This is a genomic window from Bradyrhizobium sp. 137 (assembly GCF_023074095.1).
GTDB lineage: Bacteria > Pseudomonadota > Alphaproteobacteria > Rhizobiales > Xanthobacteraceae > Bradyrhizobium.
Map to the genome: position 1 here is coordinate 206,146 of NZ_JADPKU010000044.1, position 13,518 is coordinate 219,663.

Sequence of the window (13,518 nt, forward strand, 5' to 3'; positions counted from 1 at the left end):
GGGCGGAGCCGGACATCGAACACGATTTCAGTCCGTTGGCGGCGTCCGCAGTTAACGGGCTGTTTAACGCCTTGATGCTACTCCTTGAGGCGTGGAACTGCCGGGCTTCGCTTGGCAGGTCCGGTCGTAATATTCCTGCGTTTGCGTTGGGGGAGTCGAGATGGCGGTTGATTTGTCGATGCCGGTTCTGGTGGTGGATGACTACAGCACCATGATCCGTATCATCAGGAATCTGCTGAAGCAGCTTGGCTTCGAGAATATCGATGATGCCAGCGACGGTTCGGCAGCGCTGAACAAGATGCGCGGTAAGAAGTACGGGCTCGTGATCTCCGACTGGAACATGGAGCCGATGACGGGTTACGACCTCCTGCGCGAAGTGCGCGCGGATCCGAACCTTGCCACCACGCCCTTCATCATGATCACGGCCGAGTCCAAGACCGAGAACGTGATCGCAGCCAAGAAGGCCGGCGTGAACAACTACATCGTCAAGCCGTTCAACGCGGCGACGCTGAAGACCAAGATCGAGGCGGTCTTCCCGGACATGGCAAGCGCGTAAGGCACTTTGGCGTCCCCGGACAAGGCGCGGCACATCAGTGACGCGACGCTGAGCCGGGACCCAGTCTATCCACGACTTCACTTGCGGCGTCTGGGCCGTCGCTCTGCGCGCTTCGCCATAGCGCGTCGAACACGCGCGTAAACGCGCTTATGGCGTCCCGGGCACGATATTTCTACCACTTCAATTCGCGCATCAGCGCCTTCGGCGGATGGCCGAACAATTCCATCACGGACGCCGGGTCGAGCTGGTCGAGGCCCTCGAACTCTTCGGCATGAATGCCGCGGGTGACGAACAGGCAGTCGATGCCGAACTCGCGCGCGCCGGTGAGATCGGTGCGGACGGAATCACCGATCGCCAGCACCTTCCGCCGGTCGATCGGGTGGCCCTGGCGTTCACAGGCGAGCGCCATCGCGCGCTCATAGATCGGCCGGTGCGGCTTGCCGTAGAAGATCACCTCGCCTCCGAGCTCACGATAGAGCTCGGCGATGGCGCCGGCGCAGTAGATCAGCCGGTCGCCGCGTTCGACCACGATGTCAGGGTTGGCACACACCAGCGTCAGCTTGCGCTCGCGCGCCTTCAGCATCATTGCGCGATAGTCTTCCGCCGTCTCGGTCTCGTCGTCATAGAGACCGGTGCAGACGATGTAATCGGCTTGCTCCAGCGGCGCGGTCGTCGCATCGAGGCCCCGATAAATCGAGTTGTCGCGCTCGGGGCCGAGCCAGAACATCTTGCGGCCGGGATGCTCGGCGACATAGAGCCGCGTCAGGTCGCCTGACGAGACGATCGCGTCATAGGTCTCGTCCGCGACGCCGAGCTTGCGCAATTGCCGTTGCACGGAGTCGGCCGGGCGCGGTGCGTTGGTAATCAGGATCACCGTACCGCCGCGGCTGCGATAGGTATGCAGCGCCTCGCAGGCTTCGGGGAAGGATTCGAGACCGTTATGGACCACGCCCCAGATGTCGCTGAGTACGACGTCGACGCCACCCACGAGCTCGCGCAGGCTTTCGACAAAATGCAGCGTCGTCATGATGCGTGCGGCCGATCAGATGCGGCGCGCGAGCGCCGCGTTGCCGATGATACGCTGTGGCGGAGGCGCGGAAGATGTCCCGCCTGAGCTGGGTGTACCGGAGCCATTGGATCCCTGGATGTCCTGCGCCGGGGTCGGCGAGGCCCCGCCGGTAGCAGATGACCCTTCCGGCCGCAATGGCCGGGGCGGTGCGAACAAAAAGCCCTGGCCGAACCGCACGTCATAATCGAGCAGGTCGACCACCGCGCGCTCGCCCTCGATCCGTTCGGCGATCAGGTCGATGCCGAAGCGGCCGAGCAGGTCGGAGAGGTCGGACGGGTGGATGTCCGAGGCCGAGGCCTGCTTCGGATCGAGCAGCAGCGTGGCCGGCACCTTGATGAAGCGCACGCCGCGGTCGGCGAGCTCGCGCGGCTCGATGCGCAAATCCGTGACATGGTCGATCGAGAAGCGGAAGCCGCGCTGGGCGAGCGCGGCGAGATTCTCGGTCTCGGCCGGACCGAGGTTACGGAAGGTCGACTGCTTGAACTCCAGCACCAGCGAGGGCGCAAGCGCCCGGTTGGCTTCAAGGAAGTCGAGACATTGCGCGAAGGTGGTGGAATTGCCGAGCGTGGAGGCCGCGACGTTGCAGAACACGCCGACATCCTTGTTGCGCACCATCAGGCGCCGCAGCACCTGCACACAGCGCAGCATCACCATGTTGTCGATGCGCCCGATCAGCCCGGAGGCCTCGGCGATGCTGATGAACTCCTCAGCGGCGATCAGCTGATCGCGCTCATCGCGCAGGCGCGTCACGGCCTCGTAGAACCGCACCTTGCGCTGCGGCAGCGTCACCATCGGCTGGAGGAAGATATCGATGCGGTTTTCCTCGATCGCGTTGCGCAGCGTCGCCAACAATTGGGTCTGGTTGCGGCCGTTGGCGAGCTGGGCCGGGACCGTCTGTGCAGGCCGCGGCTGCGCTGCCGGGGGTGGAGGCGCAACGGCCAGCGGTGACGGGTCAGCCGGCCGCTCTTCGATCGTCGCGCTCAGGTCGAGCGGCGCGGGCTCCTGTTTCTCGACCGGGCTTGCGGCTGATACCGGAGCGCCGCCAGCCAGCAGGTCTTCATGGGCCGAGACGGTGGTGGCGAGCTGCCTGACCAGTCCGCCGAGTTCGTTGATCTCGCCGACCACCGACTGGATGCGCTCGGCGTTGGTCGAATTGGACGAGGCGATGCGTCCCTCGATTGCAGCTAACCGGCGGCCGAACTCGGCCACCTGGCGCGCGAGGTCGGCGGTGCCGCGCGAAAGGTCGGCGATCTGGCCGCCGACGTCGCTGCGGTCGCGCAGCCGCATCGATACCGCGTTGTAGAGGATCAGGAAGGTCAGCGCCACGATCGCGGATTCGGTTCCGCTGATGCCGGCGACCGAATAGAGCACAAGCCCGAGCGAGGCCGCGACCAGAACCATGCAGATGGCGATGAAGATCGTCGAAATGCGAATCATGCCGCGCGTTACGCCTCTAGAGCTGACTGTCTCACCGGGAAAACACGGGCCGCCGTCCGACGCGTCACGTCTCATGCTCCCCCGAGCCATGTGAGCTTAACATCATTGTTGATTCGAGGGGATAGCGGCGTCCGGCGCGCGGGCCGAGGTTGGCGCGCAAGCTTTGCAACCGGCGCTCACGATCAGGGGCGGACCGAATTGCAGCGTCAGGACGGCGCGGCCGCGCCGACCGTGTCGGCCGAGACGGCTTCGCGGCTGCCGAGCGGCTTCGGCCGCCCGGTGGTCGTATCGCGCAGGGTCTGCCGTTCGATCTCCGAGTTCAGCTCGGCTCCGAACATGATGACGATCGCCGACATCCACATCCACATCATGAGGCCGATCGCTGCCCCGAGCGAGCCGTAGGTCGCGTTGTAATTGGCGAATTCTGACAGATACCAGGACAGCAGCGCCGAGCCGGCGATCCAGAGGATGGAGGCCGTCACAGCGCCGAGGCTCAGCCATTGCCAGCGCGGCGCATCGCGGCTGGGCGCGAAGCGATAGAGGATGGCGAGCGCCACGAGCAGGATGAGGAACAGGAGCGGCCATCGTGCCAGCGCCACGATCAGCTTGCTTCCGGGCGCCATGCCGAGATGATTGAGCGCGAGCGGGAAGGCGACGACGGCGCCCACCATCAGCAGCAGCGCTACGATGCCGCCGACAGTGAAGGCCAGCGACACCATATTGAGCTTGATGAAAGTACGCTTCTCGCGCTCCTCATAGGCGACGTTGAGAGCGTCGAAGATCGCCTTGACGCCGGCATTGGCGCTCCAGATCGCAAGCAGAAGCCCGAGCAGGAAGGTGGCCCCGAGCGTCGTGTTGCCATGCGACACCACGCGCGCGACCTGGTCCTCGACGATCTGGAACGAGCCCTCGGGCAGCATGGTGGCAAGCGTCTGGAGATTGGCGCTGATGGTCGAGGGATCGGCGAACAGGCCATAAGAGGAGACAAGTGCCGTGACAGCGGGAAAGATCGCGAGCAGGCCGAAAAAGACGACGCCGCCTGCGGTCGCCAGCAGGCGATCCTCATCGATGCGCTGATAGGTCCGCCAGAAGATGTCCTTCCAGCCCGCCCAGGGGATCGTGAACGGGCTCTTGGCATGACGGCCGCGGCGGGGCTCCACGGCCGCGCTCGCCGGATGCGTTTCCGGTGAATTCGCCTCGGCCTTGCGATGGTCTTGCGGAGGCCCCGACTTGGCCAGGCCGGAGTCCTGGAAGTAGCGCTCCGCGGTGAGCACGAACACTGCCGTAGCCGCCACCAGCAGCCAACTGTCCATTTGCTCGGAGCGCCGCATCAGCATTCACGCTTCCAATCCGTGCCTGTGACGCCGCCGGCGTGCAGCCGTCAACCCGACCAGGCCGACGGCCGCGAGCATCAGGCCAAGTTGCACGGGACGGTTGGCGCGGTTCGGCCAGGCTTTGCTGTCGCGACCGCGTTCACCGGGCGCAAGCGGCACGAGGGGGATCGTCGTTGCGACCTCCTTCACTGCCTGCTTGACCGTTCCGCGAGGAATCCGCGGGGTGGCGATCGCAACCCGCATCCGGCTGGCGAGCGGCACGATCGGCTTGTCCCGACGCTTCACTTGAGCCAGAGCCACCCCGGCGCAGGTTGCGGCGAGCACCAGCAGCAAGGCTCCGACGGCGCCAAAGCCCCAGAATTGCCCGTAGGTGATCGCAACCCAACGGTACAGCGCGACCAGACCGACAAAGAAGGCCGCAATGACGAATAGCCCGGCCACCGCGAACAGGCCGGCTGCGACCGCATAGGACGTCGCCCGTCCGGTGGCTTGGTTGGTGCGGTCGCGCAAATACGATTGTGCGGCGCGTTTGAGGTGGTTGAGCTTGAGCGCCATGCCGGCGCGCAGCAATTCACCCGATGGCGCGAGCATGCGGACATCCTCCGAGAGCAAGACAATTCGTCGGGGGTGAACGTGGCGGAATTTGACTTGTTCCGAGGGAGCGTGCCCGTCGTAGCGGATCAGCCGAGATCGGCGGCTGCGATCCAGAACACCTCGCCCTCGGAGTCTTCGGTGTCCAGCCAGAGCAGCGGCAGTTCCGGAAAGGCCTCGTCGACTAGTCCGCGGCCGCGGCCGATCTCGCAGACCAGCCCGCCATCCGGCATCAGGTGATCGGGCGCCTCGCGCAGGATACGGCGCACCACGTCGAGACCGTCGGCGCCGCCGTCGAAGGCGAGCTTCGGCTCGGCCCGGCACTCCGGCGGCAGCGCGGCCATGCCTTCCGCATCGACGTAGGGCGGATTGGTGATGATCAGGTCGTAGCGTGCATCGCCGAGCGGGGCGAACAGGTCGCCGCGATACAGGCTGATCCGGTTCTCGAGCCCGTATTCGCCCACATTTCGCGCAGCGACCTCGATCGCGCCCTTGGAGATGTCAACGGCGTCGACGGTGGCGTTCGGAAAATGATGCGCGGCGAGGATGGCGAGGCAGCCCGATCCGGTGCAGAGATCGAGCACGCGCTCGACCGCCGTGGGATCGTCAATCAGGGATCCGGCAGTGCCGTGGCCGCCAAAATGCGAGTCCAGCAGTTCGCCGATGAAGGAGCGTGGAACGATGACGCGCTCGTCGACATAGAAGGGTAGCCCGCGCATGTAGATCTTGTTGACGAGATAGGCGGCCGGTTTGCGCGTGGTGACGCGCTGATGGATGAGATCGAGAACGGTCTTGCCCTCGGCGAGGGTGACACGCGCGTTGGCGAAAAGCTCGAACTGTTCGGGATTGAGATGCAGCGCCTCGCTGACCAGGAAGGCCGCCTCGGCAACCGGATCGGTGGTGCCGTGGGCAAAGGCGAGCTCGGCTTCGACAAAGCGGCTCACCGCATAGCGGACCAAATCGAGCAGCGTGACAAGCTCACCAGGAGCGACCTTAGCAAGACCGACCGTAGCAAGACCGACCTTAGCAAGTCTTGGCGCGCCGCGGCCACGCGCGGTCTTTTTGGATGCTCTTGCCATCAGGACCGGGTCCAGCGTGCGGCGGCTTCGTCGTCGCGGGCCTCGGCCTCGACCCAGCCGGTGCCGGCTTCGCTCTCTTCCTTCTTCCAGAACGGCGCGCTGGTCTTGAGATAGTCCATCAGGAACTCGGCCGCCTGGAACGCGGCCTGGCGGTGCTGCGAAGCGGTCAGCACCAGCACGATGTTCTGGCCGGGCATGAAGCGGCCGACGCGGTGAATCACCGTGACGCCGTTCAGCGGCCAGCGCGAGGTCGCCTCGTCGACGTGACGCTTGATCTCTTCTTCGGCCATGCCCGGATAATGTTCGAGCGTAAGCGCAGCGACCTTCGCACTATCCTCGTCGGCGCGGCAGATGCCCGAGAAGCTCACGACCGCGCCGATGTCGGTGCGGCTCTTGGTCAGGATTTCGATCTCGCGCGCGAGGTCGAAATCGTCCTCCTGGATGCGGATGGTGACGGGGCAGCTCATGCTCGCCCCGCTCCGACGGTGCCACACCTCTCCCCGATAGGGAGAGGCGTGGTGGCACCGTATGCTGGTGTGTTCGAGAACATTGGCCTAGCCGCCGGTCATCGGCGGGAAGAACGCGATCTCGCGGGCGCCCGCGATCGCGGTGTCCGGCTTGGCGTGGGCGTGATCGATCGCGGCGCGGATCACCTTCGGCTTCTCGAAGGCGTAGGCATAGGCCTCGCTCTGGGCGGACAGCCAGGCGATCAGCTCCTCGACGGTGCGCACCGTTGCGGGCGGTTCGATGGTCTCCTCGGCCTTGCCGACGCGCTCGCGCACCCAGGCGAAATATTTCACCTTCATCCCTCGTCCTCCTTGATGAGGTGATGGATGCCAGCGCGGAAATAGTCGTAGCCGGTGTAGATGGTGAGGATCGCCGAAGCCCACAGCAGCGCCAGCCCGATCATCGAGACCACCGGCACCACCTCATCACCGGCCGGGCCCGCGAGCAGGAAGCCGATGGCGACGAGCTGGACCGTGGTCTTCCATTTGGCGAGCTTCGTTACGGGCACGCTGACGCGCAGCGCGGCGAGATATTCGCGCAGGCCCGAGACCAGGATCTCGCGGCACAGGATTACGATGGCGGCCCACAGCGACCAGCCATGGATGATGCCATCGGCGGCCAGCATCAGCAGGCACGAGGCAACCAGCAGCTTGTCGGCGATCGGGTCGAGCATCCGGCCGAACGCTGATTGCTGATTCCAGATTCGCGCATAATAGCCGTCAAGGTAATCGGTCACCCCGGCGCCGATGAAGATGGCCACCGCCACCCAGCGCAGCCATAGCGGCCCGTCCATGATCGACTGCGCGTAAATGCATCCGACCACGACCGGGATCGCGGCGATCCGGCCGTAGGTCAGGATGTTGGGAAGGGACATCGAGCGCCTGGTTGCCCCTCGTGTCGTCGCGATGTTCATCCGTCCTACCAATACCGCTGGTGCCTGAACGTCAACCGTCCCGCTCTCCAAATGAGGCGCGGACGCAACGATCATATGACCGCGGTCCCCCTTTAGTTCATCCCGGCTGGGGATGGAAATACTCGAAAATCCTGCGGGCGCTTTCGGCGCTCACCCCCGGAACCTTGCCGAGATCGGCGATCGAGGCCCGCTCGATCTCCTTCAGGGTTCCGAAATGGTGCAGCAAGGCACGTTTACGTGACGGACCGATGCCCGGAATCTCCTGCAAACCGGCCTCGCGGATGTCCTTCTTGCGCAGCTTGCGGTGCGAGCCGATGACGAAGCGGTGAGCCTCGTCGCGCAGGCGCTGGATGAAATAGAGCACGGGATCGCGCGGCTCCAGCTTGATCGCCTCGCGCTCCGGCATGAACAGGGTCTCGCGACCGGCATCCCGGTCCGGCCCCTTGGCGACCGACATCAGCGACACCTGGGTCAGGCCGAGACCTGCAAAGATCTCGCGGACGGCGTTGAGCTGGCCGCGGCCGCCGTCGATGATGACGAGGTCGGGCCATTGCGGGAAATCGTCCTCCTTCGCCTTGGCCACGCCTTCCTCGGGCGGATTGATCAGTCGCTTGAAGCGTCGCTCCAGCACCTCGCGCATCATGGCGTAGTCGTCGCCAGGCGTCAGTCCTTCCGACTTGATGTTGAACTTGCGGTACTGGTTCTTCACGAAGCCGTCCGGGCCGGCAACGATCATGGCGCCGACCGCATTGGTGCCCTGGATGTGGCTGTTGTCGTAGACCTCGATGCGCTTGGGCACGTGCGGCAGGCTCAGCGTCGCGGCCATGGCCTCGAGCAGGCGGCTCTGCGTCGCGGTGTCCGCGAGCTTGCGGCCGAGCGCCTCGCGCGCATTGGTCAGCGCATGAGTGACGAGCTCCTTCTTCTCACCGCGCTTGGGCGCGGTGACCTCGACCTTGTGGCCGGCTTTGGTCGACAGCGCATTGGCGAGCAGCTCGCTCTCCTCGATCTCGTGCGAGAGCAGGATGTTCTTCGGCGGCGGCTTGTCGTCGTAGAACTGGGCGAGGAAGGAGCCGAGCACCTCCTCGGGGGTAAATGTCTTTTCCGCGCGCGGGAAATAGGCGCGGTTGCCCCAGTTCTGTCCGGTGCGGAAGAAGAACACCTCGACGCAGGAGAAGCCGCCCTCCTGGTGGATGGCGAACACGTCGGCTTCCTCGACCGTGCGCGGATTGATGCCCTGTTGCGACTGGATCGCCGACAGCGCGGCGAGGCGATCGCGATAGAGCGCAGCGCGCTCGAATTCGAGCTCGCCGGAGGCCTTCTCCATCTCGCCGGCGAGTTCCTGCTTCACCGCATGGCTCTTGCCGGAGAGGAAGTCGGTCGCTTCGCGCACCAGGGTCGTATAGCCGGGGAAGTCGATCTCGCGGGTGCAGGGCCCGGCACAGCGGCGGATCTGGTAGAGCAGGCAGGGCCGGGTGCGGCTCTCGAAGAAGGAATCGGTGCAGGAGCGAATCAGGAATGCGCGCTGAAGGGCCGTGATGGTCCGGTTCACGGCGCCCGCCGAGGCGAACGGGCCGAAATAGCGCCCCGGCCGGGTCTGCGCGCCGCGGTGCTTCAGGATCTGCGGCGCCCAATGGTCGCCGGTGATCAGGATGTAGGGAAACGACTTGTCGTCGCGCAGCTGCACGTTGAAGCGCGGCCGCAGCTGCTTGATGAGGTTGGCTTCCAGCAGCAGTGCTTCCGTCTCGGTGGTGGTTGAGACGATCTCCACGGTCACCGTGGCCGCGATCATGCGCAGGATGCGCGCCGGCTGCGGCGCACTCTGGCGCGCGTAGTTGGACAGGCGCTTTTTGACGTTCTTGGCCTTGCCGACATAGAGCACGTCCGCGTTCGCATTGAGCATGCGATAGACCCCGGGCGAGGTGGGGGCGAGCCGGACCGCGCGCTCGATCGCCTCATGACCGGTCGCCAGCGGGCCCTCGCCGACCGCGCCGCTCTCTTCCAGGATATCCGGCAGCCGCGCATCGTCCTCGTCGTCGCCGCTCGCTGTTGCGGGATCGAGGTCCGGCGGCGCCATGTCCGTTTCCGGAGGCGGGGCGTCCGGTGCGGTGACGCGCACGGGTTTGCGCGTACGTGCATCGTCCGGATTGTCGGGGGAATCGTGAACCATGGTGCGAATTTAGGCGCTGGGGGTGCCGATTTGAAGTTCCGGCCGTGGCGCACGCACAGGATGGCGGGCGCAGTTCCCGGTAACGCTTGGTTAAGCCTGTCAATAGCGCGGTAACCCGGCTTAACAGCCCTTTAACTTAAAGCTCTCGATAAATCTTACGCGAAAAAGTGGTGGTTCCGTAACCATGCGGTCTGGCTTCGCGCGGCGGCGCAGGCATCGCGGGGGGCGGCAGTTGCGTTGGAGTGTGTGATGAAGGGGCTCGTTGTGGGCGCAGCCGCGTTGGTTGCTGCCGGCTGGACAGCTTCGGCAGGGGCCGCCGATCTCAGTTACGGGCAGCGTGCCCCCTATACCGTCAATCAGCCGCTCAATGCGTACAGCTGGGCCGGTCCTTATCTAGGCGGCAACGTCGGCTATGAATGGGGTTCGGTCGACAACAATCCCTCAAAGCCTTCCGGCTTCGTCGGCGGCGTGCAGGCCGGCTATAATTTCCAGAATGGCCCTTGGGTGTTTGGCGTCGAGGGCGACATTCAGGCCGCCGGTGCCGACGATACCTTCGCGCCGTGGAAGTTCTCCAATCCGTGGTTTGGCACCCTGCGCGGCCGCGCCGGCTATGCCTTCAGCAATGTGCTGTTCTACGGCACCGCTGGCCTCGCTTTCGGCGAACTGCGCGCGCAGACCTTCGGCTGGACGGAATCGCACACCACGGCCGGCTGGACCATCGGTGCCGGCGCGGAAGTCGGCCTTGCGCCGAACTGGAGTGCCAAGCTCGAATATCTCTACATCGATCTGTCGACGAGTCAGTTCGCAATTACGGGCGTGTCAAACGGCTATAGCGCCAGCGTTGTCCGCGCAGGCGTGAACTATCACTTCTGATAGCTGAAGAAGAAAATACCGGACCAACCTCCCGGCCGCTCGCGGCCGGGATTTTTTAAGCCAGGCTCGCTAGGAGAGGATGACCAAATTGACCGCCTTCGGTCCCTTCCCCTTCTTGTCCGGTTCGACTTCGAAAGTAATACGCTGTCCTTCGGCAAGGTCCTTCAGTCCCGCCCGCTCTACGGCGGTGATGTGAACGAAGACATCGCGGCCGCCGTCGTCCGGCTTGATGAAGCCGTAGCCGCGCTCGCCGTTGAAGAACTTGACCGTTCCCGTCATGGCCATCGGGAAACTCCCCCTCATTGCTCCTCCGCCGCGACGCAGACTCGCGTCACGACATGACCGGACCTTACGAAGCCCGGGAGCTGGCCATCCTTGGGCGGACCTCATAGGTCCGGCCGGATCTTTCTTGGGCCTTCACTCCGCCGCAACCATTCGCGGAAGCGGAACGTAAAGCCAGTCACGGAAACAGCATAATACGGTTCGTCGCAGATTGACTACCGTTCCTGCATATTTTTCCCAAGAATGCCGGAGTGTTACGGCCTCGGCACCTCCAATCGGAATCTGGCAGCGCCGCCCTGGCCGAGCGGCATTTCGAGCTCGGGCAGGATGGTCTTGAGCTCGCCGTGCAGCGTGTAGGGCGGGTTGACGATCAGAAGACCCGTGGAGGTGAGGGCCGCGCCATCGAGCTGCGGCGCCACACTGAATTCGAGGCGCAGGCATTTTCCTGATGGCTTTGCTGCGGCTGCGAGCCGCGCCACCGTTTGCGCCAGCGTGTCGGTGGCGCGCCGGTTCTTAGCCGGATACCAGACGACGTAGATACCGGTCGGCCATTTCGCGAACGCCGCCGAGAAGGCCTCGCCAAGCCGCTCGAACTCATCCTTGGCCTCGAACGGCGGGTCGATCAGCACGAGGCCGCGCCGCTCCTTCGGCGGCACGAAGGCGGGCAGTGCCATCCAGCCGTCGAGATCGACCACGCGAGCCTGCTCGTCGCGGCGCAGCACGTCGATCAGCGCTTTCCGCGCCTTCGGCTCGAGCTCGCAGGCGATGAGGCGGTCCTGCGGCCTGAGCAGGCCGCGCGCGATCAGTGGCGAGCCCGGATAGGCCTTGAGCTCGCCCTTCGGATTGAAGGCGCGGACGATGTCGAGATACGGCTTGGTCAGCGCCGCGGTCTCGTTCGACAGCCGCGCCTGCATCAGCCGCGCAATGCCGGTCAGCCACTCGCCGCCACGGCGCGCCTCGTTGCTGTCGAGGTCGTAGAGGCCGGCGCCGGCATGGGTGTCGATGACGCGGAACGCCGCCGGCTTGTCCTGCAAATAAGTGAGGATGCGCGCCAGTACGATGTGCTTGATGACGTCGGCGAAGCTGCCGGCATGGAAGGCGTGACGGTAGTTCATGGCGGAGAGTTACGACATCGCGAGGCGAAAGTAACGGCCGTCATTTCGGGACGGTGCGCCAGCACCGAACCCGAAATCCATTTCTTTGAGAATGCGGACAGATGGATTCCAGCCCCGCGCTTCCGCCTTCGCTCTTCGGGCTGCGGCGGACAAGCCGCGCGCTCCGGAATGGCGATCCGAGGGCTCCCTCTACCCACCCCTGATCGGCGGCATCGTCACCTGCTCGCGGCGGCAGGTGCGGCGCTCGAGCTCGTCGCAGGCGCGGAATTGCAGATCCTTGCTGAGGCAGATGCGGACCTCAGACAGCCGTGTCCGGTTACAGGTGACCGAGATGGCGGCATTGCTGAGGCCGGGATTGGCCTTGATAAAGGCGTCCTCGACCTCCGCCGGCGCCACGGTCTTGGCCTGCGACAGATCGAGATATTCGGCCGGGATCTTGATCGCGGCGCGCGCTTTGCGGATCGTTTCGAAATAGCTGCGGCTCTCGAGCCCGGAGCAGGTGCCGTGCTTGTCCCATTCGTTGAAGATCAGGCCCGGCGCCGGCATCAAATCCAGCATCGAGGAGACGATGCCGCGGTTCAGCCGCGGTGCCGGCCGCTGGCAATATTCGGGGAAGCCGTTTTCATATTGCGGCCACAGCCCGTGCACCACGAAGGCGTAGGGCCGTCCGCTGCACTGCATGTGTGAGCGGCCGTTGCGCTCGGCCGCTTCCTCGCAGAAGGAGGGCGACCATGACAGCGACAGCACATAGAAATCGAACTCGCCCGGCGCGTTTTGCCGCTTGTCCTGGGCCTTTGCGCCGCCGGCGAACGAGGCCAGGCCTGCGGCAAGGATCAGGGGAAGGGTCAGCGAGATCACCAGGCGGGAAAATGAATGCAATCTGGAATGAAACATGGCGATGCCCCTCAACTAGACTGTGCAATGAAGCCTAGCAGGCGATAAGAACATTTCAAGAACAAAATGCAGCCACCGCCGCTCAGTCGCCAGATCGGCCCGACTCGGGACTCTTCAAATCAGGGCTTGGCGGCGCGGCAGGCTGGATTGTAGGCCCAGTTGCGGTCGACTCCGACGACGCACCATTCGACGCCATTGCCGTAGCCGGCGAAGCCGCCATCCTCGATAATCGAGAAATGCACCTTGCGCACCTTGCCGTCATTGAGCATGGCGTCGCCGGTGCAATACCGGCGCGGAATGTTGTCGGACTGCCAGGGCCGGAAAGCGGTCTCGCGAACGGCGGAGAAGCCGGTGATCTTCAACGAGGAATTCCAGAACGAGCTTTCCTTCTCCCAGAACTGGGTGGCGATCGTCGGCAGCGCCTTGTCGCAATCGGCGACGGCGCCATCGTAGCGCGGCCCGCTCAGCCAGAAATTCGTCTCGAGCGGATTGGCGGCCCTGGCCTCACCGAGCGATAGCGCCCCGAACATGAGGCCGAGCACGGCGGCAAAGCGGAGCGATTTCAGGGAGGGGGCGCGCATGGGCAATCCGGACTGCTGGGTCTTGCGAAGGTGGGACCGTGCCGCGAAGGCTGGGCGGGGTCAAGTGCAGCGCGGCAACACTTCGCCAGGAGTTGACCACAACGTCGCGCTCGGCATGGC

Annotated in this window: 15 protein-coding genes; 2 read left to right on the forward strand and 13 right to left on the reverse strand. The window is 64.8% G+C overall.

Annotation, left to right across the window (positions count from 1 at the left end; all coding sequences use genetic code 11):
• Positions 1-160: 160 nt before the first annotated feature.
• Positions 161-556 (forward strand): response regulator, encoded by a 396-nt coding sequence (locus tag IVA78_RS10170; protein ID WP_008567674.1) that lies wholly within the window; start codon positions 161-163, stop codon positions 554-556.
• Between the two features lie 172 nt (positions 557-728).
• On the opposite strand, the gene IVA78_RS10175 is transcribed toward IVA78_RS10170, so the two are convergent.
• The 9 genes from IVA78_RS10175 to uvrC form a co-directional block, all read right to left on the reverse strand.
• Positions 729-1,583, reverse strand: coding sequence for a TIGR01459 family HAD-type hydrolase (locus IVA78_RS10175; RefSeq protein WP_247277568.1), 855 nt, complete (start codon positions 1,581-1,583; stop codon positions 729-731).
• Positions 1,584-1,598: 15 nt separating this feature from the next.
• Positions 1,599-3,062 carry an EAL domain-containing protein gene (locus IVA78_RS10180; RefSeq protein ID WP_247277567.1) on the reverse strand — a complete coding sequence of 488 codons (1,464 nt, stop codon included), beginning with the start codon at positions 3,060-3,062 and terminating at the stop codon, positions 1,599-1,601.
• A 206-nt stretch (positions 3,063-3,268) separates the two neighbouring features.
• The gene (locus IVA78_RS10185; protein WP_247415061.1) at positions 3,269-4,399 is read right to left on the reverse strand and encodes a YihY/virulence factor BrkB family protein; all 1,131 of its coding nucleotides are present in this window, start codon (positions 4,397-4,399) and stop codon (positions 3,269-3,271) included.
• On the reverse strand, positions 4,400-4,987 hold the full coding sequence (locus tag IVA78_RS10190) for a phage holin family protein (RefSeq protein ID WP_247277565.1): 588 nt from the start codon (positions 4,985-4,987) through the stop codon (positions 4,400-4,402). It lies immediately after the preceding gene.
• A gap of 89 nt (positions 4,988-5,076) precedes the next feature.
• On the reverse strand, positions 5,077-6,066 hold the full coding sequence (gene prmB / locus IVA78_RS10195; protein WP_247277564.1) for a 50S ribosomal protein L3 N(5)-glutamine methyltransferase: 990 nt from the start codon (positions 6,064-6,066) through the stop codon (positions 5,077-5,079).
• Entirely contained in the window at positions 6,066-6,533 is a 468-nt protein-coding gene (locus tag IVA78_RS10200; protein ID WP_247277563.1) for a molybdenum cofactor biosynthesis protein MoaE, read from the reverse strand. The genes prmB and IVA78_RS10200 overlap by 1 nt, the downstream gene beginning before the upstream one ends.
• An 87-nt stretch (positions 6,534-6,620) precedes the next feature.
• Positions 6,621-6,872 (reverse strand): molybdopterin converting factor subunit 1, encoded by a 252-nt coding sequence (moaD, locus tag IVA78_RS10205; RefSeq protein WP_247277562.1) that lies wholly within the window; start codon positions 6,870-6,872, stop codon positions 6,621-6,623.
• Entirely contained in the window at positions 6,869-7,486 is a 618-nt protein-coding gene (gene pgsA, locus IVA78_RS10210) for a CDP-diacylglycerol--glycerol-3-phosphate 3-phosphatidyltransferase (RefSeq protein WP_247277561.1), read from the reverse strand. The genes moaD and pgsA overlap by 4 nt, the downstream gene beginning before the upstream one ends.
• 97 nt (positions 7,487-7,583) lie before the next feature.
• Positions 7,584-9,653 (reverse strand): excinuclease ABC subunit UvrC, encoded by a 2,070-nt coding sequence (gene uvrC, locus IVA78_RS10215; protein ID WP_247277560.1) that lies wholly within the window; start codon positions 9,651-9,653, stop codon positions 7,584-7,586.
• 249 nt (positions 9,654-9,902) lie between these two features.
• Here uvrC and IVA78_RS10220 point away from each other — a divergent pair, with 249 nt between their 5' ends.
• On the forward strand, positions 9,903-10,526 hold the full coding sequence (locus tag IVA78_RS10220) for an outer membrane protein (protein WP_247277559.1): 624 nt from the start codon (positions 9,903-9,905) through the stop codon (positions 10,524-10,526).
• 69 nt (positions 10,527-10,595) lie between these two features.
• Here the strand turns inward: IVA78_RS10220 and IVA78_RS10225 are convergent, their stop codons facing one another.
• From IVA78_RS10225 to IVA78_RS10240, 4 genes are all read right to left on the reverse strand, one after another.
• On the reverse strand, positions 10,596-10,811 hold the full coding sequence (locus tag IVA78_RS10225) for a cold-shock protein (protein WP_008544396.1): 216 nt from the start codon (positions 10,809-10,811) through the stop codon (positions 10,596-10,598).
• Between the two features lie 251 nt (positions 10,812-11,062).
• A complete protein-coding gene (gene rlmJ / locus IVA78_RS10230) occupies positions 11,063-11,923 on the reverse strand; it encodes a 23S rRNA (adenine(2030)-N(6))-methyltransferase RlmJ (protein WP_247277558.1) in 861 nt (286 codons plus the stop codon).
• Positions 11,924-12,112: 189 nt separating this feature from the next.
• Positions 12,113-12,817, reverse strand: coding sequence for a ribonuclease T2 (locus IVA78_RS10235; RefSeq protein ID WP_247277557.1), 705 nt, complete (start codon positions 12,815-12,817; stop codon positions 12,113-12,115).
• A 119-nt stretch (positions 12,818-12,936) separates the two neighbouring features.
• Complete coding sequence (locus IVA78_RS10240) at positions 12,937-13,398, reverse strand: hypothetical protein (protein ID WP_247277556.1); 462 nt, start codon at positions 13,396-13,398, stop codon at positions 12,937-12,939.
• Between the last annotated feature and the right edge of the window lie 120 nt (positions 13,399-13,518).